Raw genomic sequence first — 25,045 nt, 5'->3', positions numbered from 1 at the left:
TCGACGTCCCGGGCGGCCTCGCCCGGGACGTCGATCTCCCCAAATCGAACGCCTTGCTGGAATGCCGATGCGCGACACCCTGACGAGCCTGCGTTACCGCTACTGGCCGGATCATCTCCTCGGCGAGATCCTGTCCAAGCGTTGGACCGAGACCGCGATACCGGTGATCCTGCTTTTGATCGTCGGCTTCGCGCTCAGCCGTTCCATCGATCACTTCCTGTCGCCGTCGAGCCTTGCCGACACCGCGCGGCAGGCCGGCGAGATCGGCTTCATCGGCCTCGGCATGGCGCTGGTCGTCATCGTCGGCGGCATCGATCTGTCGGTCGGCTCGATCTTCGCGCTGACGGATTTCTGCGCGCTCTATCTGCTCGACGTGCTGAACTGGCCGGTTCCCGCGGTGGTGGTCGCCACCCTCGTCTGCGGTGCACTGCTCGGCGCCGTCAACGGCGTCTTGATCGGATATCTGCGGCTACGCGCCTTTATCACCACGCTGATCACCCTGATCATCTACCGCTCGGCGTTCGATCTGTTGATCCAGCGCTATTCCAATTCAATCGCCGCGGCCTTCCCCGACATCCCGTCCTGGAATTTCATCGGCGGCGGCGACGTGTTCGGCATTCCGAGCGTCGCCTTGGTCTACATCGCGATCGCGATCTTCGGCCATATCTTCATGACGCGGCTGCGCCCGGGCTGGCACATCACCGCGATCGGCGGCTCGCGCCGTTCGGCCTACAATTCCGGCATTCCGGTCCGCCGCACCATCGCGCTCTGCTATGTTGCAAGCGGCGTGCTGACCAGCATCGCCGCGCTTTTCTTCGCGGCCCGGCTCGGCACCGTCGGGGGCGACATCGGCGTCGGCCTCGAGGTGATCGTGCTGACCGCGACCGTGCTCGGCGGCATCACGCTCGGCGGCGGCAAGGGCTCGGTCGCCAAATCGCTGGTCGGCGTGCTGATCGTGCTTTTGATCACCAATGGCCTCACCACGCTCAATGCAAGGGGCGGCATCAACCGCATGGCACTGGCGGGCATCCTGCTGGTCGCGGCGATGGTCGACATCCGCTGGCAGAAGAACCGCACCCGCATCATCAGCAAGGTCTATGTCGCGCCGACCTATCACGCGCTGCCGCCGCCGCCGGCCACCGAGATCGGCCAGGGCGGCCCGTTCGAGCAGAACGACAAGCTGCGCGACGTCGAATTGATCGGCCTCGGCCGCATCGAGGCGCCCGAGGACGTGATCCTCGATCGCAACAACAATCTCTACGCCGGCTCGCGCCATGGCGACATCATCCGCTTCCATGCGCCCGATTATCAGCGGATGGAGGTGTTCGCCCATATCGGCGGTCAGCCGCTCGGCATGGCGTTCGACCGGCAGGACAATCTCTATGTCTGCATCGGCGGCATGGGTCTCTACCGCATCACGCCCGACGGCACCGTGGAGAAGGCGACCGACGAGACCAACCGCAGCATGCATTCGGTGAACGACGACAGCCGCCTGCGGCTGGCCGACGACCTCGACATCACCGACGACGGCCTGATCTTCTTCTCGGAAGCCACCGTGCGCTACGAGATGGACGAATGGCCGATCGACGGCCTCGAGGCGCGCGGCAACGGTCGCATCATCTGCTACGACACCAAGACCGGCGCGACGCATACGGCGCTGCGCGGCCTCAAATTTCCCAACGGCATCTGTGTCGCCAGCGACGGGGTGTCGATCCTGTTCGCCGAGACCTTCGGCTGCTCGATCAAGCGGCTGTGGTTCGCGGGGCCGAAGAAGGGCCAGGTCGAGGTGGTGATGGACAATCTGCCGGGCTATCCCGACAACATCAATCTCGCCTCCGACGGCAATTACTGGCTGGCGCTGGTCGGCATGCGCAGTCCCTCGCTCGACCTTGCCTGGAAGATGCCGGGCTTCCGCCGCCGCATGGCCAAGCGCGTCCCGGTCGACGAATGGCTGTTCCCGAACATCAACACCGGTTGCGTGGTCAAGTTCAACGAGCAGGGCAAGATCCTCGAATCGTTCTGGGACCTGCGCGGCGAGAACCATCCGATGATCACCTCGATGCGCGAGCATCGCGGCTATCTCTATCTCGGCGGCATCATGAACAACCGGATCGGCCGCTACAAGCTGGAGAACGCCGACCCGAACTTCGTGCAGTATGACAAGCGCTGGGGGAAGCTGTCGTGATCGCGGCCGTCAGGGATTTCGCCAACCGCTTTCTCGGCCGTGGTGAGGCCACCATCACCGTGCCGTCGTTCGACGGCGCACTCAAGCCGAACCAGAAACTGGAATCTGCGACCACCCTGCTGGAATGCGAGGCGCCCGAGGATCTCGCAACCGACGGCCGCAACCTCTATGTCGCCGACGGCCGGCGTCTACTGCGCCTCGACGGCGGCGGAGCGGCCGAGCTGCGCAGCTTCGAGCAGCCGATCTCGGCGCTCTGCGCGATCGCCGGCGGCGGCATCGCGGTCGCGCTCGGCGGCCGCGAGGTGCGGCTCTACGCCGATCCCTCGTCGGGCGAGCCGAGCGTGACGTTCAGCGACGCCGCCTTCAACGCGATCAACGCGCTGACGCAGGCCGGCGATGGCACCCTGATCGCAACCGACGGCTCGGCGACCTGCGGCATCGATGATTGGGCGCGCGACCTGATGGAGCTCAACCGGAGCGGCCGCGTGTTCCGGCTCGACCCCGGGACCAGATCGGTGCAGCCGCTGGCATCGAAGCTCGGCTACGCCTTCGGCGCCTGCGCGCGGGGCGACGGCGTGCTGGTCAGCGAGAGCTGGCGGCATCGCCTCGTCCTCGTCTCCAATGGACGGCCGCCGCAGGTCGTGCTCGGTCACCTCCCCGTCTATCCGTCGCGGCTGTCGAAGGCCGCGGGCGGCGGCTATTGGCTCACCGCATTCACCGCACGCACCCAGTTGATCGAGTTCGTGCTGCGCGAGCCGGCCTACCGGCGCCGCATGATGGCCGAGATCGACCCGGCCTATTGGGTGGCGCCGCGGCTGCGCTCGGGCTTTTCCTTCAAGGAGCCGATGCAGGGCGCGCACATCAAGACGATGGGCGTGATCAAGCCGTGGGCGCCGCCGCGCTCCTACGGCCTCGTCATCCGGCTGAGCGAGGCCGGCAAGCCGCTGTATTCGCTGCACAGCCGGGTCGACGGCGTCAATCACGGTGTCGTCGCGGCGCTCGAGCTGGGCGGCGACCTTGTGCTGATCGCCAAGGGACCGGGCCGCGTGCTGAAACTGCCCCTCGCCGGGCTCGCCGAGGAGACAGGCTCATGAGCGACACCGTGCTTTCCCTGCGCAAGGCCACCAAGCTTTACGCGGGCGTCCCCGCCATTGAGGGCGTCGACTTCGATCTGCGCCGCGGCGAGATTCACGCGCTGGTCGGCGAGAATGGCGCCGGCAAGTCGACGCTGACCAAGGTGATGGCCGGTGTCGTGACCTTGACCTCGGGCGGCATGAGTGTCGATGGCGCGGAGGTCGCGCCGCGCACGCCGCTCGAGGCGCGCAATCTCGGCATCGCCATGGTGTTCCAGGAGAACAGCCTGGTGCCGACCATGACGGTCGCGCAAAACCTGTTCCTCGGGCAGGAGAAATTCTACAACCGGCTGCGCGGCATCTACATCGCCGCCCAGCAATTCCTGCAATCGCTGAATTTCGACGTGACGCCGACCGCGACCGTGAGCGGGCTCGGCGCGGCCAAGAAGCAGATGGTGGAAATCGCGCGTGCGGTTCTGCACAAGGCCAAGGTCATCATCTTCGACGAGCCGACCGCGTCGCTGACGCCGGAAGAGAAGAAATACTTCTTCGACCTGGTCCGTGACCTCAAGAAGCGCGGCGTCTCGATCGTCTTCATCTCGCACGCGCTGGAAGAGGCGCTGCTGCTCGCCGACCGCATCACCGTGTTGCGCGACGGCAAGCATGTCATCACCGACGACGCGGCGAAATTCGACCGCGCGGCGATCGTACAGGCGATGGTCGGACGCGACCTCTCCAACACGCTGTATGGCGCGCGGAAGACCAGCGTCCGGCCGGCAGGGGCGCGCGTGCTCACGGTGCAGAACCTCAAGATGGCGCCGATGGTGAAGAACAATTCGCTGTCGGTATTTGCAGGGCAGATCACCGGCGTGTTCGGCCTGGTCGGCGCCGGCCGCACCGAGACCTTCAAGATCGTATCCGGCGTGTTGAAGCGCGACTTCTTCCACGGCGGCGAGATCCTGCTGCACGACAAGCCGGTGCGCTACCGGGTTCCGGCCCCGGCGGTCAAGGCCGGCATCGCCTATGTGACCGAGGATCGCAAGGTCGAAGGCTTCTTCGAAACCGCCTCGATCGCCCGCAACATCTATCTCGGCCTGCTTTCGAAGTTTCCCGGGGGGCGCATGATGCTGTCGCGGCGCGAGACCAATTCGGTCGGCAAGACCTGGACCCAGCGTTTGAAGGTTCGCGCCATCGGCGACGAGGCCAAGGTGGTCGAGCTGTCAGGCGGCAACCAGCAGAAGGTGGTGATCGCCAAATCGCTGGTGCAGGAGCCCGAGCTGATCATCTTCGACGAACCGACCCGCGGCGTCGACGTCGGCGCCATCGTCGAGATCCACGAGCTGATCAACCAGCTCGCCGACGAGGGCAAGGCGGTGGTGGTGATCTCGTCCTATCTGCCCGAGATCATGGCGCTGTCCGATCGCATCCTGGTCTCGCGCCAGGGCAAGGTGGTGGAGGAATTCTCCGCGCTCGAAGCCACCGAGGAGAAGATCATGTACGCGGCGATTCATTGATGCTGCAACGGGCTTGCGTCACGGCGGGCCCGCCACGCCATACCGCAGCAGATCGCGCGCCCGGATATGATCATCGGCCATCGCCCAGGCAGGTACGGTGCGGGAAGCCGCCTGCCGCGATCGTGGTCGCGTGCTACTTCGGTCCGACGGTTCCGGTCACCTTCAGCCTCGCCGACCTCACCCAACCCGAGACGTCGTTGCCCGTCCCCGGATTGAGGTACATCACCGACGACCAGCCATCCCTGGTTTGCGCATACGCGATCAGTGCGTCATTTGGAATGACGAACACGCCGCGGATCGGACAATGCAGATTCGGCGCCGAGTAGAATTGCAGCCGACCCGTGCCCGTCACCACATTGGCCAGCGGCGGCGACAGCATCGGGACGCGGCTGGTGCCGGTGTGCGGCTCCTTGCAGTTCGACGGTGTCTGCGCGTGCACGGTCGCCCCCGGAGCCCCCAGGATCAGGGCACAGCAGACCATGCAGGTGACGACGAACCTGTCCGACATCACTGATCCTCCTGACCGCTGGAGGCGATCGTCTATCATTCTGCGGTGTTTGTCGCCGGATGGAGCGGGCAGGTTCCGCGAGATACGACGAAAGTTCGCGTACCGGAAAAAGACTGCGCCGCGATGCATGGTCCGCGCCGCGACATTCATTTCATCGTCCTTGCGGGAAGAATGCGCCGGGCAGCACAAGCACCTCGCCGGTTACGGCAACCGGCGAAGGGATTGATTCAGTTCGTGCCCGCGATGATGACGAGATTGTTCAGGACAGGCGTGGAGCAGAACGCGACGACGAGAGCGATGTTGTAAACGTTGTTGCTCCGCCAAAGCAGCCACGTGACCACGAACGTCAAGCCAAGCTTGGGCACCAGCCACCAGACGCCGAACCATGTCTGCGCCAGATGCATGAACGGGTTCAACTCACCCAATCCGAGACTCAGGATCACATTCGTCGACTCAAGGTCGGCGTAACCCAGCAGCAGCGCGAGGAGCACCAAAAGACCCTTAACCCAATTCATTCCGAGACTCCCGATGCCAGTAATGCCGAAGATGCCGGATTGGCCAGATCACACTATTGATGATGTCCACGCGCTCGGCAGGCACGAGGCCCGTTGCAGGATATTCGTCCGGCTTCGGTATCCAGGCCGTGCCGAACAGAATGTCGAGAAACGGAAAGCAGGCTGCGAAGTTTTTGTCCCTGTGCTCGGGAAGGACCGAATGATGGATCCGGTGCCATTGCGGATTGTTGATCCATGTCACATACCGACCGAGCGGAATGCGGACGTTGAGATGGGCACACGCATCGGGCATGAAGAAGATAAATCCCACCGCTATCACCATGTCCGGCGGGATGCGGAACAGGATCGCCATGATCGGAAGAAAGGCGTCGGACAACACCCTCTCCAGCCAGAAATGCCGACCGCCGGTAATGAACGTCACGCCGTTCGCGCTGTGATGGAAGGAGTGCATCGCCCACAGAAAGGGGATCGCATGTTGAAGGCGATGGTATGTGTACTTGTAGAGATCGAATGCAACCACGATGATTGCGAGGGAGACGTACCACCAGTAACCGTCGGTCGGCAGCTTGATCCAACCGAGACCGGTATAGCTCGCAATTTTGCCCGCGCTGATCGCCGCGATCGGAGCGAGCATGGACGACAACCCGAGGCTCACGATCACCGCGAGCCAATCATCACGAAACTCGGCGTAGGGAACGTCCGCAATCGGCCATCTTTTTTCCAGGATGCGACTGGTATAGACGATGCCCAGAAACACGGCCGCATAAAATACGGCGTTTGCGATGTCACTCTGCATGAGGGATGACTCGCCGGCTCAAAAGGACAGACAATAAGAATAAAAACATTTCTGTGCCTATAAGCTAAAAAAGCTTATTTTTTCTCAACGCTCCGGCGGGGGCAAGCAGGGTTTTTACGGGGCGCCCCTCGCCTTCGGCCCGATTCTGACCCCCGCGGGCGCATTTTTCCTGGCCGGTCTCCGATCCGGTGCGGCGACAGCCAGCTGAAGCGAGCCCCGCGCCCGCCTGCAGGACATCGTGCGCACCGTGCGCGCGGCGCATCCCTGAGGGGCTATACAGAGCAGCACATCGACACCAGCACAGCGGCGGGCAAGTGTTTCCTGGACATGCTCGGTGTGTTCGCCGAGTTCGAGACCAACCTCCGCAGCGAGCGGCAGCTTGAGAGTGTCGCGGAGGCCAAGGCACGCGGGGTCTACCAGGGACGCACAGCGTCCATCGACACCGCCATAGTGAAGGCGCTCAAAGCTGAAGGCATGGGGGCGTCCGCTATCGCGAAGGCGCTCAGGATTGGCCGCGTCGGTTTGCCGGGCTCTTGAGGACTGAGGAGGGACGCCAATGACACGGCGCCCTCCAACTGCGACCACGGACTGTGTGAGTGCAGTGGAAGGCAATCGATCCAGAAGTGCCTGGGAATATTCTACTGAAGACGAGCACGCATCAGCTGCCCGAACCAATGGGAACTTGCGTGAATGGCGCGCCCGGAACGATTCGAACGTCCGACCCTCAGATTCGTAGTCTGATGCTCTATCCAGCTGAGCTACGGGCGCATTTTCGCGGGTGGGCTTGAGCCCGCATGTTCCCGGGAGCCCCGGAACGTCGCGAAAGAGCGCTCTAGCTACAGGCTCCGGGTCCGGTTGGCAAGGTCTGGAAACGCCAATTTCGGCCGCGGCTTTGGCCGCCCCGGAATACCGGGAGGCCGCTAGGCCCTCGCCCGCTCGCTGCGGATCGACAGCAGTTCCACCGGACGATCCGGGATCGAAATCCGGAAGGTGGCGCCGATGGTGCCCTCGACCAGATGGATGTGGCCGCCGTGAGCCCGGATCAGCTCGGCGGCAATTGCAAGGCCGAGCCCGCTGCCGCCGGGGCGGCCGGAGGTCTGGAACGCCTCGAACAGATGCTCGCGCGCCTTGGTCGGGACGCCCGGACCGGTGTCGGAGACCTCGATGATCGCGACCGTCCCCTCGCGGCGGCCGGTGATGCGGATCTGCTGGGCGCCGCCGTCGCCTGCGGGCCGGCTCTCCAGCGCCTGTGCCGCGTTGCGCACCAGATTGAGCAGCACGCGGAACAGCTGGTCCGGGTCGGCGTCGATGGTCAGGCCGCGCTCGATCGCGCTGATCCAGGTGATCGAGACATCGGTCGCAAGCCCCGCCGACTCCCGCACCTCGGCAACCGCGGGCTCCACCATGATCACGCGGCGATCAGGCGCCGCCTCCTGCGCGCGGCCATAGGAGAGCGTCGACTGGCAGAAGGCGATGGCGCGCTCCAGCGAGCGCAACAATTTCGGCGCAAAGCGCTGCACCCGCGGGTCGGGCACGCTGGCGAGCTGGTCCGACAGCAGTTGCGAGGACGCCAGCAGATTGCGCAGATCGTGGTTGATCTTGGAGACGGCGAGCCCGAGCGCGGCAAGCCGGCTCTTCTGATGCAGCATCGAGACGAGGTCGCGCTGCATGTCCGACAGCTCGCGCTCGGCAACGCCGATCTCGTCGCCGCGCTGGCTCGGCACGATGATCCGCGCCGAACTCTCCGGATTCTCGTGGAAGCCGACCAGGCTCGCGGTCAGCCGCCGCATCGGGCGCACGAACAAATAATGCAGCGCCAGATAGACCAGGCCGGCGGTCAGGCCGGCGATCAGCAATGCAACGACCAAAACGTTGCGCGAGAAGCGGTACATCGCCTGCCGCAGCGGCTTCTCGTCGATCACGACCTCGATGAATTGCGCCTGGCCCGGCGCGGGTCCGACCACGCGGATGGTCTGGTCGCCATGCTCCAGCATGATCTCGAAGGCATCGACGATCGCCGACCACACCGTCATGGTCCGCATGTCGACGTCATGGTCGATCGCCGCCGGAAGGTCGGCGCTGGCGAGCAGCCGGCGCTGCTGTCCCAATTTGATGGCGACGGCACGGGCGCCGATGCTGGTCAGGATCTGCCGCGCCAGCGAATCCGGCACCAGGCCGGACGGGGCGGCATCGAGCACCAGCGCAGCGGTATTGGCGGCGGCCAGGCGGTCATTGAGCCGGTTCATCCGGAAGTTGGCGATGGCCGGGACGTAGATCAGGAGCCCGGCGATCATCACCAGGGGAATCGTCAGCAGCAAAAGCTTGCCCGACAGCCCGAGCCGGGGGGACGGCTTGGGCCGCTGCTTCTGCGCGGTCGCCTGATCGTCAGTTAGAGCCACAAGATAAGGCCTTGTTTGGCTTAGGGGTCGGAAGATGGAGCCCGGCCCCCAAGCCGGTCAAATTACGGATCGCTAATGTGGGCGGTTCCCCGAACGCCCCAAAGCGTCTCCATACCGTCAAATACCCCGCGAAATCAGATATATTCGCCCCAATTGCGACGTTTCGAAGAAGCCTTTTTGCGACGGCCTGTGACATTGACGAAAACAGGGCGCTCCCTTATAAGCCGCGCCAACTGTCCGCGATGGCCCGGTTCTTGACCCGGGGGCGGCTCTTTGGGGCCGTCAACGGCTCGTTTGGGCCCGCCAGCATCACCGGACTCCATCTCAATACAACGGCAAATTGCCCGGTCAGCGGAGAATTACCCGTGAAGCGGACTTATCAACCCAGCAAACTGGTGCGCAAGCGCCGTCACGGCTTCCGCGCCCGTCTCGCCACGGCCGGCGGCCGCAAGGTCCTCGCTGCGCGCCGCGCGCGTGGCCGCAAGCGCCTGAGCGCCTGAGCCCGGACGTCTCCTCTCCGGAGATACCCATTATGGATCGGCTGAGGCAGCGGGCGGATTTCCTCGCCGTTGCCAATGGCGCACGGGCGAATACCACAGCTTTTGTGCTGCAGGGCCGCCGCCGCGACGATCAGGGCCCGATCCGCGTCGGCTATACCGTCACCAAGAAGAACGGCACCGCGACCGAGCGCAACCGCATCCGCCGCCGGCTTCGCGAAGTGATGAGACAGGTCGACGCCGTATTCATGCGGCCGCACCATGATTATGTGCTAGTGGGCCGTCGTGACGCGCTGACCCGCGACTTTGCGACCATGCTTGACGACCTGCGGTCGGCGCTGCGCCGCCTCGACCGGCCTGCGCCCAAGACGGGCACTAACAAGACGGGTACTAACAAGGCGGGTAACAAGAGCGCGCCCAATCCGAATGGAATGACGAGACCCTAAGAGATGTCCGACAACCGCAATACGATCCTTGCCGTCATTCTGTCCGGCCTCGTCCTGATCGCCTGGCAATACTTCTACAATGTGCCGCAGATGGAGAAGCAGCGCGAGGCGCAGCGCCAGGCGGAGTTGCAGAAGCCGGCGCCGCAGGCGACGCCGGGTGCTGCTCCCGGCACCGCTCCGGGAACCTCGGCGACCCCCTCCCCGGCCCCCGGCGCGCCTGCTGCTGACGCTCCGGTCGCGAGCCGCGAGACGGTGCTTGCCTCCGGCCCGCGCATCAGGATCGAGACCCCGCGCGTCACCGGCAGCATCGCGCTGAAGGGCGCCCGGATCGACGACCTCTCGCTGGTCCAGTTCCGCGAGACGGTCGATCCCAAATCGCCGGCCGTCGTGCTGCTTTCGCCGTCCGGCACGGCCGAGCCTTATTATGCCGAGTTCCTGTGGCTGACCGCCAACGGCTCATCGGTGAAGACGCCGAACGCCGAAACCGTCTGGCAGCAGGAGGGATCGAACAGCCTGTCGCCGAGCACCCCGGTGATTCTGAAATACGAGAACGGCCAGGGCCTGACCTTCCGCCGCACCATCTCGATCGACGATCGCTACCTGTTCTCCATCAAGGACGAGGTCAACAATCTCGGCAGCGCGCCGGTGACGCTGTATCCGTTCGGCCTGATCTCGCGCGGCGGCAAGCCGCCGGTCTCCGGCTACGCGATTCTGCACGAAGGCCCGATCGGCTATCTCGGCGAACACGGCCTGCAGGAATTCAGCTACAAGAACATCGACGAGGCCAAGACCTCGACCGGCGGAAATTCGCGCGGCATCGTGTTCACGAAGGTCACCGACGGCTGGCTCGGCATCACGGACAAATACTGGGCTGCGGCGTTGCTGCCCGAAACCACCGCAACGCTTGAAAGCGCCCGCTTCACGACCGGCGACAAGCGCTACCAGACCGACTACATGCTCGGCGCGCAGACCATTCCGATCGGCGGCACCGGCGTCGCCAACGCGCGGCTGTTTGCCGGCGCGAAGGAAGCCGCCACGGTCGGCCTCAACTTCCCGCTGGTCGGCTTCGGCGGCTACAACAAGCAGCTCGGCCTCAACCATTTCGATCTCCTGATCGACTGGGGCCACTTCTACTTCATCACCAAGCCGATGTTCCTGGCGCTCGACTGGTTCTATCGCCTGGTCGGCAATTTCGGCATCGCGATCCTCTTGGTGACCGTGATCGTGAAGCTCCTGTTCTTCCCGCTCGCCAACAAGTCCTACGCCTCGATGGCGAAGATGAAGTCGGTGCAGCCGCAGCTGCAGGCGCTGAAGGAACGCTATCCTGACGACCGCGTGAAGCAGCAGCAGGAGATGATGGAGATCTACAAGAAGGAGAAGATCAACCCGATCGCGGGCTGTCTTCCCGTCGCCTTGCAGATCCCGGTGTTCTTCTCGCTCTACAAGGTGCTGTTCATCACCATCGAAATGCGGCACGCGCCGTTCTTCGGCTGGATCAAGGACCTCTCGGCGCCCGATCCGACCAACCTGTTCACGCTGTTCGGCCTGATTCCGTTCGATCCGATCGCGCTGCTCGGACCGCATTTCGGCTCCTATCTGGTGATGGGCATCTGGCCGATCATCATGGGCATCACGATGTGGGTCCAGATGAAGCTCAATCCGGCGCCGCCGGATCCGACCCAGAAGATGATCTTCGACTGGATGCCGCTGATCTTCACCTTCATGCTGGCCGGCTTCCCGGCGGGTCTCGTGATCTACTGGGCCTGGAACAACCTGCTGTCGGTGCTGCAGCAGAGCTACATCATGCGGCGCAACGGCGTGAAGGTAGAGCTGTTCGACAATCTGAAGGCGACGTTTCAAAAAAAAAGCGTGACGACTGAGACCAAGAAGGCGACGTAGCCTCCAGCAACAGCGCTTCGTCAACCACGTCATGCCCGGCCCTGTGCCGGGCATCGACATATTGGAGGGCGCCCAGAACCGAGGCTCTGGACGTTGACCTGGATGGCCGGGTCGTCCTACGCCAAGGACCCGCCTTGGGCCTTTGCCTGGCCGCGACGAGATGGAATCCTTCGCATGAGCACCGAACCCGATGCGGCGCTGATTGAGCAAGGCCGAAAACTGTTCGCCGGCGACTGGCGCTTCATTTGGGCCTCGCCCTCGATCGAGACGTTGCCGCCGATGGCCGGCCTCGAGGTCGCGTTTGCCGGCCGCTCCAATGTCGGCAAGTCGAGCCTGATCAACGCGCTGACCGGCCGCAGCAACCTGGCGCGCACCTCGCACACGCCCGGCCGCACCCAGGAGCTGATCTTCTTCGAGGGACCGGAGAAGGCGGGCTTCCGTCTGGTCGACATGCCCGGCTACGGCTACGCCTCGGCGCCCAAGACCAAGGTGGCGTCATGGACGGCGCTGATCCACAAATTCCTGCTGGGGCGCGCGACACTGGCGCGGGTCTACGTGCTGATCGACGCGCGCCACGGCATCAAGGACGTCGATCTCGACGTGCTGAAGACGCTGGACAAGTCCGCGGTCAGCTACCAGGTCGTGCTGACCAAGGCCGACCAGGTGAAGGCCGGCGAACTCAAGACCGTCATCGCCGACACGTCGGCAACACTCGCAAAGCATCCCGCCGCCTTCCCCGAGGTGCTGGTGACCTCGTCGCGCACCGGCGGCGGCATGCCTGAGCTGCGCGCCGCCATGGTGCGCCTGATCGAGGAACGGCGCCGATGAGCGGCGCATCCCGCCTCCTGGTCGGGCTTGCCGCCGTCATGGGCGCCTGCGGCGTGATGCTGGCGGCGGCCGCGGCCCATCTGCCTGACGCCACGCGGCTGGCGGCGGCGTCCTCGATGCTGCTGTTCCATGCACCCGCCGTGGTCGCCACCATCGCGGTCGCGGATCGCGCGATCATCCATGCGAAGCTCGCAGTCGTGGCGGCGGCCGGCTTCGTCATCGCGGCGTCATTGTTCGCCGGCGATCTCGTGCTGCGCCAATATGCCGGCCATGGATTGTTTCCGATGGCTGCGCCGACCGGCGGAACGCTCTTGATCCTGAGCTGGCTGGTGCTGGCGGTCGCGGCGGTGTGGCCACGGCGGTGACCCGTAGCCCGGATGGAGCGCAAGCGAAATCCGGGAATCGTGCCGCGGCTGCAAACCCCGGATTGCGCGAAGCCTGTCATCGGGCGCGCGTTCGCGCGACCCGTTGGCTCCATCCGGGCTACAGATACGAGCGAATACCTCTCCCGCTTTGCGCCCTGCCCGGCAATCAGATAGAACCGCGCCACCCCTTCGCTGACGACGAGACCAGCCCCATGACCGACCAGCACATCAGCCCGCTCGATCAGGCCCGCATCCTGTCCGAGGCGCTGCCGCACATGCAGGAATATGACGAGGAAACCATCGTCATTAAATATGGCGGCCATGCCATGGGCGCCGAGGACACCGCCAAGGCGTTCGCGCGCGACATCGTGCTGCTCGAGCAGACTGCGATCAATCCGGTGGTCGTGCATGGCGGCGGGCCGCAGATCGCGACCATGCTGAAGCGCCTCGGCATCCAGTCGGAATTCGCCGCTGGCCTGCGCATCACCGACGCCGCGACCATCGAGATCGTCGAGATGGTGCTGGCGGGCTCGGTAAACAAGCAGATCGTCGGCTATATCAACGAGGCCGGCGGCAAGGCCGTGGGCCTCTCCGGCAAGGACGGCAACATGGTGAAGGCGTCGAAGACGACGCGCACCATGGTCGATCCGGATTCCAACATCGAGAAGGCGATCGATCTCGGCTTCGTCGGCGACCCCGAAAAGGTCGACCTCACGCTGCTCAATCAGCTGATCGGCTATGAGCTGATCCCGGTGCTGGCGCCGCTCGCGACCTCGCAGGACGGCCAGACCCTGAACATCAACGCCGACACCTTCGCCGGCGCGATCGCGGGCGCGCTGAAGGCCAAGCGCCTGCTGCTGCTGACCGACGTGCCGGGCGTGCTCGACAAGTCCAAGAAGCTGATTCCGGACCTGTCGATCAAGGAAGCCCGCAAGCTGATCGCCGACGGCACGATTTCCGGCGGCATGATCCCGAAGGTCGAGACCTGCATCTACGCGCTCGAACAGGGCGTGCAGGGCGTCGTGATCATCGACGGCAAGACGCAGCACGCGGTGCTGCTCGAGCTCTTCACGAACCAGGGCACCGGCACGCTGATCCATAAGTGAACGGGCACAGCCATTCATCGTCATGGCCGGACTTGTCCCGGCTATCCACGTCTTTTCCGCAACAAGCTCGTGGGCAAGACGTGGATGCCCGGGACAAGCCCGGGCATGACGACATGAATGTGATGCGACCTCGCCGGTCGCTGCCGGCGCGGCTCGCGATGTCGCTGCCCGCCGCGCTGATGTCGTTCCTGTTCTCGTCGGCGCCGGCGCATGCCGACCTCAAGCTCTGCAACCGCATGAGCTATGTGATCGAGGCCGCGATCGGCATCGACGACAAGGCCGCGACCGCGACACGCGGCTGGTTCCGTATCGATCCGGCGACCTGCCGGGTCGTGGTGCAGGGCGCGCTCACCGCCGACCGCGTGCTGCTCAATGCGCGGGCGCTTGGCGTCTATGGCGCTTCGCCGATCCCGCAGAACGGCACCGACACGCTCTGCGTGGCGCAGGACAATTTCGTGATCGCCGCCGCGCGACAATGCCGCTCCGGCCAGATGCCCGCGCAATTCACCCAGATCACGCCGACGAAGACCGACGACGGCCATCTGGTCGCCTATCTCGCCGAAGACAGCGAATATGACGACGAGCAGGCGCGCCTCGCCGGTATCCAGCGCCTGCTGGTGATCGCGGGCTACGATGCCGCGCCGATCGACGGCGTCGACGGGCCGAAGACCCAGAGTGCGCTGTCGGCGTTCCTGAAGAGCCGCGGGCTCGCCAGCGACATCGTGCAGTCGCCGAATTTCTTCGCCACCATGATCGATGCCGTGCAGAAGCCATCGCCATCGGGACTGACCTGGTGCAACGACACGCCGCACAAGGTGATGGCCGCGGTTGCAACCGACGACGGCAAGGTGGTGACCAGCCGCGGCTGGTATCGCATCGACCCCGGCAAGTGCCTGCATCCCGACGTATCAGGCACGCCGAAGCAGATCTATTCGTTTGCCGAAGCGGTCGACAACGACAACCGGGCCATCCGCATCAAGGACAAGCCGCTGAACTGGGGCGGCGGGGTCCAGCTCTGCACCCGCGAGAGCAAGTTCGAGATCAACGAACAGGGCGACTGCGCCACCCGCGGCCTCGCCGCGCTCGGCTTCACCACCGTCGACATGACCAGCGGCGGCAAGACGCTGCGCTTTGCGATGCCGTGATGAGGACAATGGCGCCGCAAGCATCACTGTCGTCCCGGCGAACGCCGGGACCCATTACCACAAGACTGCGTTTGGCGAAGAACGACGAGCACCGTGCCACATTGATAGATTCCGCGGTATGGGTCCTGGCTTTCGCCAAGACGACGGCGGAGGGCGGAACGACGTTCACGCCGACAGGTGGAGAGCCACAATGAAAACTTCCCGCAGCTTCGGCCATGTCGAGACCTGGGTGTTCGACCTCGACAACACGCTGTACCCACATCACGTCAATCTGTGGCAGCAGGTCGATGCGCGGATCGGCGAGTTCGTCAGCAACTGGCTGAAGATCTCTTCCGAGGAAGCACGGCGGCTGCAGAAGGACTATTACCTGCGCTACGGCACCACGATGCGCGGCATGATGACCGAGCACGGCGTGCAGGCCGACGACTATCTCGCTTATGTTCACAAGATCGACCACTCGCCGCTGCAACCGAATCCCGCGATGGGAGTCGCGATCGCAAAACTGCCGGGGCGCAAGTTGATCCTGACCAACGGCTCGGTCGACCATGTCGATGCGGTGCTGGGCCGGCTCGGCATCGGCAACCATTTCGACGGCGTGTTCGACATCATCGCCGCCGATCTCGAGCCGAAACCGGCGCCGCAGACCTACCAGAAGTTCCTCAGGCTCCACGATGTCGATCCGGCGAAGGCCGCGATGTTCGAGGACCTCGCGCGCAATCTGGTGGTGCCGTATGAGCTCGGCATGACCACCGTGCTGGTCGTGCCCGACGGCAGCCAGGAGGTGGTGCGCGAAACGTGGGAGCTCGAAGGCCGCGACGCCGCCCATGTCGACCATGTCACGGATGATCTCACCGGCTTCCTGCAGCGGTTGAAGCCGTAGCCTCTCAACAGGTGTCGTCCCGGCTTTCGCCGGGGCGACGGAGGAGTTTGCCTTGACTCCGCGGCCCCAAATTCCGAAAAAGCCTCGCAAAATCCCGTCATAATCCCCGATACGCCAAGGATTGTCCCGATGTCGCTGTCCGCCCTCGAAACCACCGTCAACACCGCGTTCGACGCCCGCGAAGGCATTTCGACCTCGACCAAGGGCGAGGTCCGCGAGGCGGTCGACCACGCGCTGGAACTGCTCGACAAGGGCGAAGCCCGCGTCGCCGAGCGCGAGACGAGCGGCAAGTGGAAGGTCAATCAGTGGCTGAAGAAGGCCGTGCTGCTGTCGTTCCGCCTCAACGACATGGGCCAGATCGCGGGCGGCCCGGGCAAGGCATCGTGGTGGGACAAGGTGCCGTCGAAATTCGAGGGCTGGGGCGAGAACCGTTTCCGCGACGCCGGCTTCCGCGCCGTGCCGGGCGCGATCGTGCGTCGCTCGGCCTTCATCGCCCGCAACGTCGTGCTGATGCCCTCCTTCGTCAATCTCGGCGCCTATGTCGATGAAGCCACCATGATCGACACCTGGTCGACGGTCGGCTCCTGCGCCCAGATCGGCAAGCGCGTGCACATCTCCGGCGGCGTCGGCATCGGCGGCGTGCTCGAGCCGCTGCAGGCCGAGCCGGTGATCGTCGAGGACGACTGCTTCATCGGCGCGCGCTCGGAGGTCGCCGAGGGCGTGATCGTGCGCAAGGGCGCGGTGCTGTCGATGGGCGTATTCCTCGGCGCCTCGACCAAGATCGTCGACCGCGAGACCGGCGAAATCTTCATTGGCGAGGTCCCGGAATATGCCGTCGTGGTGCCCGGCACCCTGCCGGCCAAGCCGCTGAAGAACGGCCAGCCGGGACCTGCCACCGCCTGCGCCGTGATCGTCAAGCGGGTCGACGAGCGCACCCGCGCCAAGACCAGCATCAACGAGCTGCTGCGGGACTGATCGAACCAATTTCGATCCGACGCCGACATATCTCCGGGCCGCGAAGAATTGCCGCAGCCCGGAGCTTATTTTCATGGACTGGGCCAACTACCTGTTCGGCTTCAAGGGCCGCGTCAACCGGGCCAAATTCTGGCTAGCAGGGCTGATCATCGTCTGCTGGATGATGTTCCTGGCCTTACTGGCGGTCTCGGCCGGCCTCGGCGGCAAGAACGGGTTCAGCTTCAATGTCGACGACATCTTCCGGGCCTTCGACCCCGACAGCTACAGATCGCTGAGCTGGGCCGGATTGCCGGCATTGCTGGTCAAGGCCTGCGGAACGTTCTTGTTCGTTTGGGTCTATGTCGCTGTCTCGATCAAGCGCCTGCACGACCGCGACAAGAGCGGCTGGTGGATGGTCCCGTTCTTCGCGATCCCGGGTCTCATGGGTCAGTTCTCGGATCGGCTCCCCGATGAATCCTATTGGGTGATGGCCGCGGGCCTGATCGTCTTCGTGCTCTATGTCTGGGGCTTCATCGAGCTCGCCTTTTTGCGCAGCACCAGCTACCCCAATCGCTATGGCCCCAATCCGCTCGGGAAAACCCATGCGCGGCAAGGCCGCGACAGCGGGTCGCGCTCCACGCGCGGCTGGGATCAGCAGAGCGAGCTCGATATCGTGCCGCACAAAGCTGGTCCACCCGCCGTGTGACGTGTTAAGCGAGGCGCATGAGTGATGCCGTCTCGATTACCCGCGATCTCGTTCGCTGCCCATCCGTCACCCCGGCCGACGCCGGCGCGCTTGGCGTTCTCGAGAACCTGCTGAAAACCGCAGGCTTCGAGGTCCACCGCGTGACCTTCTCCGAGCCCGGCACCGCCGATGTCGACAACCTCTATGCGCGCATCGGCTCTTCGGCGCCGCATATCACCTTCGCCGGCCACACCGACGTGGTGCCGCCCGGCGATGAAGCGGCGTGGACGCTCGGCGCGTTCTCCGGCGAGGTGAAGGACGGTTATCTCTACGGCCGCGGCGCCGTCGACATGAAGGGCGGCATCGCCTGCAGTGTCGCCGCGGTGTTGCAATATCTCGGCGACCATGGAGGCAAGCCGAACGGCTCGATCTCCTTCCTGATCACCGGCGATGAGGAAGACGTCTCGATCAACGGCACCGTCAAGCTGTTGAAATGGTGCGCCGAGCGTGGCGAGACATTCGATCATTGCGTGCTCGGCGAGCCCTCGAATGTCGAAGTGCTGGGCGACATGATCAAGATCGGCCGACGCGGCTCGCAATCCGGCACGCTTGTCGTCGAGGGCGTGCAGGGCCACGTCGCCTATCCGCACCGTGCCTCGAACCCGGTGCCGGATATCTCGCGGCTGATCGTGGCGCTGAGCGACGAGCCGCTCGATCACGGCAGCGCGCAATTCCAGGCCAGCAATCTCGAATTCACCACCGTCGATGTCGGCAACACCGCGAGCAACGTGATCCCCGGCCAGGCGCGGGCGAAATTCAACATCCGCTACAACGACAACCACACCCAGGAGAGCCTGCGGCAGCTGGTCGATGCGCGGCTGGCGAAAGCCTGCGGCAACCGGATCCGCGCCCATATCGATTGGCAACCGTCGAACTCGAACGTGTTCGTCACCCAGCCCGGGCCGTTCACCGACCTCGCGGTCGCCGCGATCGAGGAGATCACCGGCCGCAGGCCGGAGCTATCGACCTCCGGCGGCACCTCGGACGCGCGCTTCATCTCGAGCTATTGCCCGGTGATCGAATTCGGCCTGGTCGGCCAGACCATGCACCAGGTCGACGAGCGCACGCCGGTGGCTGATCTGGAGAAGCTGACGCGGATCTATCGAGGCGTGCTGGAGCGGTATTTCGGGTAGGCCAGCCGCCCGGCCGGACAAAAACATCGAAAACAACCCCATGCACAGTAGGGATTGGGGCTACCTGTCATCCACCCGCACCAGATACAGCGTGGTATTTCGGGTAGGCTCTACCTACGAGATCATTCACACCGCCTAGTAATCCACCCGCATCAGGTAGAGCCCGTCCGGCGGCGCCACGGGGCCGCAGGCGGCGCGGTTGCGGGCGGCGAGCGCGGCGGCGAGGTCGTCCGCGCTCCAGCGCCCCTCGCCGACCCAGACCAGCGAGCCCACCATCGAGCGCACCTGGCTGTGCAGGAACGAGCGCGCCGAGGTCACGATGTTGACGGCGGCGCCGTCACGGGTGACGTCGAGCTGATCGAGCGTCTTCTCCGGCGACTTGGCCTGGCACTCGGTGTCGCGGAAGGTGGTGAAATCGTGCTTGCCGAGCAGGCGCTGCGCGGCGGCGTGCATCGCGTCAGCATCGAGCGCGCGCGGCACGCGCCAGACCCGCCCGATGTCGAGCGCGAGGTTCGCGCGCGTGTTGGTGATGCGATAGAGGTAGTGCCGCCTGGTCGCGGAGAACCGCGCCTCGAAATCGTCCGGCACGATGTCAGCCGCGAGCACGCCGATCGGATTGGGCCGCAGATGCGCGTTCAGCCCGTCACGGAAGCGGCCGGGCGGAAAATGCTTAGCGATGTCGCAATGCGCGACCTGGCCGCGCGCATGCACGCCGGCATCGGTACGCCCTGCGCCATGGACGCGCACGTCCTCGCCGCAGATCGCCTTGACCGCCGCCTCCAGCGCGCCCTGCACGGTCGGCGCGGTGTCCTGGATCTGCCAGCCGGAGAACGGCGTGCCGTCATACTCGATGGTGAGCTTGTAGCGCGGCATCAGCCGAGCCGCGCAGGCGGCTTCAGCGGCGTGCCGCGCAAAAAGTCCGCCGCCTTCATCGGCGCCTTGCCGGCGCGCTGCAATTCGAGGATCCGGATCGCGCCGTCGCCGCAGGCGACCGCGAAATTGTCGTCGAGCATATCGCCAGGTGCGCCCGAGCCTTTCGCCTGCTCGCAGCGCAGGATTTTCAGCCGCACCGGCTCGCTTTCGCCCGCAAGCTCGCACCAGGCGCCGGGAAACGGCGAAAGCCCGTGAATGTGCCGCAGCACCATATGCGCCGGCTGTGTCCAGTCGATCCGCGCCTCGGCCTTCTCGATCTTGGCGGCATAGGTGACGCCGCCCTCGCTCTGCTTCGTCAGCTGCAAGCCGCCGCGCTGCAGCGCGCCCATCGCGCGCACCATCAGGTCGGCACCGAGCGGCGCCAGCGCGTCGTGCAGGTCGGATGCCGTCATGCCGTCCGTGATCGGCAGCCGCTCGGCCATCGCGACGTCGCCGGTGTCGAGGCCGACATCCATCTTCATCACCATCACGCCGCTCTCGGCATCGCCCGCCATGATGGCGCGGTTGATCGGCGCGGCGCCGCGCCAGCGCGGCAGCAGCGAGGCATGCAGGTTGAAGCAGCCGAGCCTGGGCGCGTCGAGAATGGCCTGCGGCAGGATCATGCCGTAGGCGACGACGACGGCGGCATCCGCGTCATGGGCGCGAAACTCCTCGAGCGCTTCCGAGGTCTTGAGGGTCTTCGGCGTCAGCACGGGAATGCCGAGGCGGCGCGCCTCCTGCTCGACCGGCGTCGGCTGCAATTGCAGGCCGCGCCGCCCGCCCGGTTTCGGCGCGCGGGTGTAGACCGCCACGACCTCATGGCCATGGGCCACGAGCTCCAGCAGCGTCGGCACCGCGAAATCGGGCGTGCCCATGAAGATCAGGCGGAGAGGCATACGGTCAGATTCTTCCGGGAGGATCCAATCTTCGTCACGGCCGGGCATAGCCGTCAAGGATGGCGTCGCTTTCGCTCGCCTATGCCCAGCCATCCACGTCTTTGGTCTCCCAGAAGGAAGACGTGGATGCCCGGGTCAAGCCCGGGCATGACGGCGGAGTGCGCGCGCCTACTCCGCCGCGCGCTTGGCGGCCTTCTCGAATTTCTTGAACACGCGGTCGCGCTTCAGTTTCGACAGATAATCCACGAACAGCACGCCGTTGAGATGATCGATTTCGTGCTGGATGCAGGTGGCGTAGAGCCCGTCCGCATCCTCTTCATGCACCGTGCCGTCGAGATCGGTGAATCGCACGCGTACCCGCGCCGGCCGCTCGACCTCCTCGTAATATTCGGGGATCGACAGGCAGCCCTCTTCGTACACCGACAGCTCTTCCGAACGCGCAATGATCTCCGGATTGATGAAGACGCGCGGCTTCGCCGTGGTCTCGCCGTTCTCGTCGCGCTTGGCGAGGTCCATCGTGATCAGCCGCAGCGGCTGCGCGACCTGGATCGCCGCGAGCCCAATGCCGGGCGCGTCATACATGGTCTCGAGCATGTCGTCGGCCAGCTTGCGGATCTCCGGCGTCACCTTCTCGATCGGTCTCGACACCAGCCGCAACTGCTTGTCCGGCAGGATGATGATTTCTCTTAATGCCATGGCGGCGATTTAAGCTGCTGACTTCATGGGGTCAATGCGCTCAGGAACCCGTTAGGACAACCTTAACCACGTTTCTTCACCCCGCATTAACCCGGAAAATCAGGAATGCATTTACCATAAGTGTTCCCTCTTCGTTCGCGTCTGGCCGCGAATCGGCTACAAGGGCCGACATGAACGAGATTCTGCTCACGATTGGCGACCTCCCGGTCCGTGTCTCCGACGCTTTGATCGGCCTTGGCGCGCTGGCGCTGATCCTGCTGTTCGCCATCACCGTGGTGATCGCGCGCGCCAGCCGGCGCGGCGCGGAACTCGCGATGGCCCAGGCCATCCGCGCCGACGAGCTGGAAGAGCGGCTCGCCGACATGCTGCGGGCCCAGAGCGAATCCTCCGGGCGGGTCGATGCCATGGCGCAGGCGCTGGCCGGCCGCCAGGCCGAGATGGCCCGCGCGGTCAACGAGCGGCTCGATTCGGTGACCCACCGGGTCGGCCAGTCGATGGAGCAGTCGACCCGCAACACGATGGATTCGCTGCGCGTGCTGCACGAGCGGCTCGGCATCATCGACCACGCGCACAAGAACCTCAACGAGCTCACCACCCAGGTGACGACGCTGCGCGACGTGCTCGCCAACAAGCAATCGCGCGGCGCGTTCGGCCAGGCGCGGATGGAGGCGATCGTCCAGGACGGCATGCCGAAGGGCTCGTTCGAGTTCCAGTACACGCTGACGTCCGGCAAGCGGCCGGACTGCGTGGTGTTCCTGCCCGACCAGCGCCCGCTGTGCATCGACGCGAAATTTCCGCTCGAGGCCATGACCGCGCTGCACGATGCGCGCAGCGACGAGGAGCGCAAATTCGCCAGCCAGCGGCTGCGCGCCGACGTGCTGAAGCACGTCAGTGACATCGCGGAGAAGTACCTGATCCCGGGCGAGACCCAGGACACCGCGCTGATGTTCGTGCCGTCGGAATCGGTCTATGCCGAGATCCATGACGGCTTCGACGACGTGATCCAGAAGGCCTATCGCGCCCGCGTCGTGCTGGTGTCGCCGTCGCTCCTGATGCTGGCGATCCAGGTGATGCAGCAGATCCTGAAGGACGCCCGCATCCGCGACGCCGCCGACCAGATCCGCAACGAGGTGATGCATCTCGGCGACGACCTTGGCCGCCTGCGCGATCGCGTGCTCAAGCTGCAAACCCATTTCGGCCAGGTGAACGAGGACGTCAGGCAGATCCTGATCTCCGCCGACAAGATCGAGAAACGCGCCGGCCGCATCGAGGAACTCGACTTCAGCAAGTCCGAGACCCCGATCGAGGTCCCCCGCTTCGTCAAGCCCGCCCCCGACCTGTTCCCCGCCCCGCGCAAGCTGCAGGCGGGGGAGTGATCGTTGTTTTCTAGACGTTGTCCGGCGTGCGCCACCCAATCGATGTCATCGCCCGACTTTATCCCGAAATAGCCGTGGGTGGCGGATAGGCCTCTGGGATACTGGATCGCCCGGTCAAGCCGGGCGATGACAGTCTTTTGGGGGCTGATTCTGGTAACAACTTCTCTATGACCGCACCTAGTGATGTTGCTGACCAAAGATCGCACCACATAATCAGCTGTCATCGCCCGGCTTGACCGGGCGATCCAGTATTCCAGAGGCGGCAGATGGGGGCACGCAGCTATTACGTCTACATCCTCGCCAGCCATATCGGCGGCACGCTCTACATCGGTGTGACAAACGACCTCATTCGTCGCGTCGGCCAGCACAAGTTGAAGTTGGTCGAAGGCTTCACGGAAAAGTACGATGTCGTAAGGCTGGTCTATTTCGAGCAGTTCGATGATCCTGAGAACGCGATCCGACGCGAGAAGCGGCTGAAGAAATGGCGACGCGCTTGGAAGATTTCCCTAATCGAAAAAGACAATCCGGACTGGATCGATCTTTACCCGGAAATTGCCGCAGGTGGCGGATAGGCTTCCGGGATACTGGATCGCCCGGTCAAGCCGGGCGATGACAGTCTTTTTGGGGCCGAATCTGCTACCAACTCCTCTATGACAGCACCTGAATCGACGTCAGACGCGTCTGCAAAGCCGGAGCCAAAGCCCGCCGCCACCTCCTGGCGCGACAGCTTTGCCGTGTACCTGCAGCCGCGGGTGCTGATCGTGCTGCTGCTGGGCTTCTCCTCGGGGCTACCGCTGGCGCTGTCGGGCTCGACGCTGCAGGTCTGGATGAAGGAGGCCGGGGTCGATCTCGGCACCATCGGGCTGCTGGCGCTGATCGGCACGCCCTACACGCTGAAGTTCCTCTGGGCGCCGCTGGTCGACGCGCTGCACGTGCCGCTGTTCACGCAGATGTTCGGCCGCCGCCGCGGCTGGCTGCTGTTCTCGCAGCTGCTGCTGATCGCGGCGATCGTGGTGCTGGCGATGGCCGATCCGGCGCGATCGCCATGGTTCGCGGCCTTTGCCGCGCTGCTGGTCGCAACGGCCTCATCGACGCAGGACATCGTGGTCGATGCCTTCCGCGTCGAAAGCCTGCCCGAAAGCGAGCAGGCCGCCGGGATGGCGTCCTATGTCGCGGCCTACCGCGTCGGCATGCTGGTTTCGACCGCCGGTGCGCTGTTCATCGTCAGCGGGTTCGAGTCCGCAGGCCTCGCGCGCCCGTCGGCCTGGATGTGGGGCTATGTGGTGATGGCCGCGCTGGTCGTGATCGGCATCATCACCGCGCTTGCGGCGACCGAGCCGGCGCAATCGAAAGGCGCGGAGGCGGCGACGCATGCGCAGAACGCGGCCGAACGCGTGTTGCACGCGGCGCTCGGCGCGTTCTCGGAGTTCCTCAGCCGCAAGGACGCCTTCGCGGCGCTCGCCTTTGTGGTGCTGTTCAAGTTCACCGACGCGTTTTCGGGCACCATGACCGCGCCGTTCGTGATCGACATCGGCTTTTCCAAGGTCGATTACGCGGCGATCGTGAAAGGCGTCGGCCTTGCCGCGACCCTGATCGGCGGCTTTGCCGGCGGCTTCGTGGCGCGACGCTATTCGCTCGCGACCAGCCTCTGGATCGGCGGCGTGCTGCAGGCGATCGCCAACCTCTCGTTCTCGTGGCTGGCACATGTCGGCGTCGATCAATGGGCGCTCGCGCTTGCGATCACCGCGGAGAATTTCACCAGCGCGATCGGCACCGTGATCTTCGTCGCCTATTTGTCGGCGCTGTGCCGCAATCCGCTGCACACCGCAACCCAGTACGCGCTGCTGACGGCGCTCGCGGCGGTCGGCCGCACCTATCTGTCGTCGGGCGCGGGCTATGTGGCCAAGGCCGTCGGCTGGCAGATGTTCTTCGTGATCTGTGTGCTGGTCGCGATCCCGAGCCTGATCCTGCTCGCCTGGCTGCAGCGGCGCGGGCATTTCGATGAGCTGGGGCCGGTGCGGGTTTAGCCCAGCCGCCGTAGCCCGGATGGAGCGCAGCGCAATCCGGGAAACCTCTCGACCGGCACGACCGTCCCGGATTTCGCTTCGCTCCATCCGGGCTACGGATCGGCCGCAGGATTCCTGTCTCTCAAACCTCCCCTTGAAAAGGGGAGGTCG

25 protein-coding genes and 1 tRNA gene are annotated in these 25,045 nt (G+C 64.8%); 18 read left to right on the top strand and 8 right to left on the bottom strand.

The window, feature by feature from the left end:
• Positions 1-61: 61 nt before the first annotated feature.
• From QA639_RS03675 to QA639_RS03665, 3 genes are read left to right on the top strand one after another with little or no spacing between them, the layout of a single operon-like run.
• Entirely contained in the window at positions 62-2,185 is a 2,124-nt protein-coding gene (locus tag QA639_RS03675) for an ABC transporter permease (protein WP_069279183.1), read from the top strand.
• A complete protein-coding gene (locus QA639_RS03670; RefSeq protein WP_028335921.1) occupies positions 2,182-3,279 on the top strand; it encodes an SMP-30/gluconolactonase/LRE family protein in 1,098 nt (365 codons plus the stop codon). The genes QA639_RS03675 and QA639_RS03670 overlap by 4 nt, the downstream gene beginning before the upstream one ends.
• Positions 3,276-4,772, top strand: coding sequence for a sugar ABC transporter ATP-binding protein (locus QA639_RS03665; RefSeq protein WP_028335922.1), 1,497 nt, complete (start codon positions 3,276-3,278; stop codon positions 4,770-4,772). The genes QA639_RS03670 and QA639_RS03665 overlap by 4 nt, the downstream gene beginning before the upstream one ends.
• 133 nt (positions 4,773-4,905) lie before the next feature.
• On the opposite strand, the gene QA639_RS03660 is transcribed toward QA639_RS03665, so the two are convergent.
• The 3 genes from QA639_RS03660 to QA639_RS03650 all read right to left on the bottom strand — a co-directional run bounded on the left by QA639_RS03660 (position 4,906) and on the right by QA639_RS03650 (position 6,591).
• Positions 4,906-5,280 (bottom strand): hypothetical protein, encoded by a 375-nt coding sequence (locus QA639_RS03660; protein ID WP_283089187.1) that lies wholly within the window; start codon positions 5,278-5,280, stop codon positions 4,906-4,908.
• Positions 5,281-5,507: 227 nt separating this feature from the next.
• Positions 5,508-5,795, bottom strand: a complete 288-nt coding sequence (locus tag QA639_RS03655) for a DUF5658 family protein (protein WP_225161514.1) — start codon at positions 5,793-5,795, stop codon at positions 5,508-5,510.
• Positions 5,782-6,591 (bottom strand): sterol desaturase family protein, encoded by an 810-nt coding sequence (locus tag QA639_RS03650; RefSeq protein ID WP_028335924.1) that lies wholly within the window; start codon positions 6,589-6,591, stop codon positions 5,782-5,784. Before QA639_RS03650 ends, QA639_RS03655 begins: the two co-directional genes overlap by 14 nt.
• Positions 6,592-6,753: 162 nt before the next feature.
• Here QA639_RS03650 and QA639_RS03645 point away from each other — a divergent pair, with 162 nt between their 5' ends.
• The gene (locus QA639_RS03645) at positions 6,754-7,128 is read left to right on the top strand and encodes a recombinase family protein (RefSeq protein WP_346283739.1); all 375 of its coding nucleotides are present in this window, start codon (positions 6,754-6,756) and stop codon (positions 7,126-7,128) included.
• 154 nt (positions 7,129-7,282) lie between these two features.
• Here QA639_RS03645 and QA639_RS03640 read toward each other — a convergent pair.
• Together QA639_RS03640 and QA639_RS03635 are read right to left on the bottom strand one after the other, a co-directional pair.
• A tRNA-Arg gene (locus tag QA639_RS03640) sits at positions 7,283-7,359 on the bottom strand.
• A 152-nt stretch (positions 7,360-7,511) separates the two neighbouring features.
• Positions 7,512-8,990 (bottom strand): sensor histidine kinase, encoded by a 1,479-nt coding sequence (locus QA639_RS03635; RefSeq protein ID WP_028335925.1) that lies wholly within the window; start codon positions 8,988-8,990, stop codon positions 7,512-7,514.
• A gap of 365 nt (positions 8,991-9,355) precedes the next feature.
• On the opposite strand from QA639_RS03635, the gene rpmH reads away from it, so the two are divergent.
• The 11 genes from rpmH (at position 9,356) to dapE (ending at position 18,988) form a co-directional block, all read left to right on the top strand.
• Positions 9,356-9,490, top strand: a complete 135-nt coding sequence (gene rpmH / locus QA639_RS03630; RefSeq protein ID WP_008542748.1) for a 50S ribosomal protein L34 — start codon at positions 9,356-9,358, stop codon at positions 9,488-9,490.
• A gap of 32 nt (positions 9,491-9,522) precedes the next feature.
• Positions 9,523-9,933, top strand: coding sequence for a ribonuclease P protein component (gene rnpA, locus QA639_RS03625; RefSeq protein ID WP_028335926.1), 411 nt, complete (start codon positions 9,523-9,525; stop codon positions 9,931-9,933).
• A gap of 3 nt (positions 9,934-9,936) precedes the next feature.
• The gene (gene yidC / locus QA639_RS03620; protein WP_283089186.1) at positions 9,937-11,832 is read left to right on the top strand and encodes a membrane protein insertase YidC; all 1,896 of its coding nucleotides are present in this window, start codon (positions 9,937-9,939) and stop codon (positions 11,830-11,832) included.
• Positions 11,833-12,006: 174 nt separating this feature from the next.
• Complete coding sequence (gene yihA, locus QA639_RS03615; protein ID WP_157343492.1) at positions 12,007-12,660, top strand: ribosome biogenesis GTP-binding protein YihA/YsxC; 654 nt, start codon at positions 12,007-12,009, stop codon at positions 12,658-12,660.
• A complete protein-coding gene (locus QA639_RS03610) occupies positions 12,657-13,025 on the top strand; it encodes a DUF423 domain-containing protein (RefSeq protein WP_157343491.1) in 369 nt (122 codons plus the stop codon). Before yihA ends, QA639_RS03610 begins: the two co-directional genes overlap by 4 nt.
• A gap of 212 nt (positions 13,026-13,237) precedes the next feature.
• On the top strand, positions 13,238-14,131 hold the full coding sequence (gene argB / locus QA639_RS03605; protein WP_016848093.1) for an acetylglutamate kinase: 894 nt from the start codon (positions 13,238-13,240) through the stop codon (positions 14,129-14,131).
• 158 nt (positions 14,132-14,289) lie between these two features.
• On the top strand, positions 14,290-15,276 hold the full coding sequence (locus QA639_RS03600) for a DUF1036 domain-containing protein (protein WP_028335930.1): 987 nt from the start codon (positions 14,290-14,292) through the stop codon (positions 15,274-15,276).
• Between the two features lie 190 nt (positions 15,277-15,466).
• Positions 15,467-16,156 (top strand): pyrimidine 5'-nucleotidase, encoded by a 690-nt coding sequence (locus QA639_RS03595; RefSeq protein WP_157343489.1) that lies wholly within the window; start codon positions 15,467-15,469, stop codon positions 16,154-16,156.
• A gap of 129 nt (positions 16,157-16,285) precedes the next feature.
• Complete coding sequence (dapD, locus tag QA639_RS03590) at positions 16,286-17,131, top strand: 2,3,4,5-tetrahydropyridine-2,6-dicarboxylate N-succinyltransferase (protein WP_050385037.1); 846 nt, start codon at positions 16,286-16,288, stop codon at positions 17,129-17,131.
• A gap of 73 nt (positions 17,132-17,204) precedes the next feature.
• The gene (locus QA639_RS03585) at positions 17,205-17,816 is read left to right on the top strand and encodes a DUF805 domain-containing protein (protein ID WP_283089185.1); all 612 of its coding nucleotides are present in this window, start codon (positions 17,205-17,207) and stop codon (positions 17,814-17,816) included.
• A gap of 17 nt (positions 17,817-17,833) precedes the next feature.
• The gene (dapE, locus tag QA639_RS03580) at positions 17,834-18,988 is read left to right on the top strand and encodes a succinyl-diaminopimelate desuccinylase (protein WP_157343485.1); all 1,155 of its coding nucleotides are present in this window, start codon (positions 17,834-17,836) and stop codon (positions 18,986-18,988) included.
• Positions 18,989-19,123: 135 nt separating this feature from the next.
• On the opposite strand, the gene truA is transcribed toward dapE, so the two are convergent.
• The 3 genes from truA to def form a co-directional block, all read right to left on the bottom strand.
• Positions 19,124-19,861, bottom strand: a complete 738-nt coding sequence (truA, locus tag QA639_RS03575) for a tRNA pseudouridine(38-40) synthase TruA (protein ID WP_157343483.1) — start codon at positions 19,859-19,861, stop codon at positions 19,124-19,126.
• Positions 19,861-20,796, bottom strand: coding sequence for a methionyl-tRNA formyltransferase (gene fmt, locus QA639_RS03570; RefSeq protein WP_157343481.1), 936 nt, complete (start codon positions 20,794-20,796; stop codon positions 19,861-19,863). Before fmt ends, truA begins: the two co-directional genes overlap by 1 nt.
• A gap of 168 nt (positions 20,797-20,964) precedes the next feature.
• Positions 20,965-21,492 carry a peptide deformylase gene (gene def, locus QA639_RS03565; RefSeq protein WP_157343479.1) on the bottom strand — a complete coding sequence of 176 codons (528 nt, stop codon included), beginning with the start codon at positions 21,490-21,492 and terminating at the stop codon, positions 20,965-20,967.
• Positions 21,493-21,662: 170 nt separating this feature from the next.
• Between def and QA639_RS03560 the strand changes: the two genes are divergently transcribed.
• The 3 genes from QA639_RS03560 (at position 21,663) to QA639_RS03550 (ending at position 24,895) form a co-directional block, all read left to right on the top strand.
• On the top strand, positions 21,663-22,868 hold the full coding sequence (locus tag QA639_RS03560; protein ID WP_283089184.1) for a DNA recombination protein RmuC: 1,206 nt from the start codon (positions 21,663-21,665) through the stop codon (positions 22,866-22,868).
• 266 nt (positions 22,869-23,134) lie between these two features.
• Complete coding sequence (locus QA639_RS03555) at positions 23,135-23,440, top strand: GIY-YIG nuclease family protein (protein WP_038385630.1); 306 nt, start codon at positions 23,135-23,137, stop codon at positions 23,438-23,440.
• Positions 23,441-23,518: 78 nt separating this feature from the next.
• The gene (locus QA639_RS03550) at positions 23,519-24,895 is read left to right on the top strand and encodes an AmpG family muropeptide MFS transporter (RefSeq protein ID WP_157343477.1); all 1,377 of its coding nucleotides are present in this window, start codon (positions 23,519-23,521) and stop codon (positions 24,893-24,895) included.
• Positions 24,896-25,045: the final 150 nt, after the last annotated feature.

The sequence above is a fragment of the Bradyrhizobium pachyrhizi genome (assembly GCF_029714545.1).
Lineage (GTDB): Bacteria > Pseudomonadota > Alphaproteobacteria > Rhizobiales > Xanthobacteraceae > Bradyrhizobium > Bradyrhizobium pachyrhizi.
Note: the sequence above shows the minus strand (reverse complement) of the source record. Positions and strands in the feature narration are given on the sequence as shown.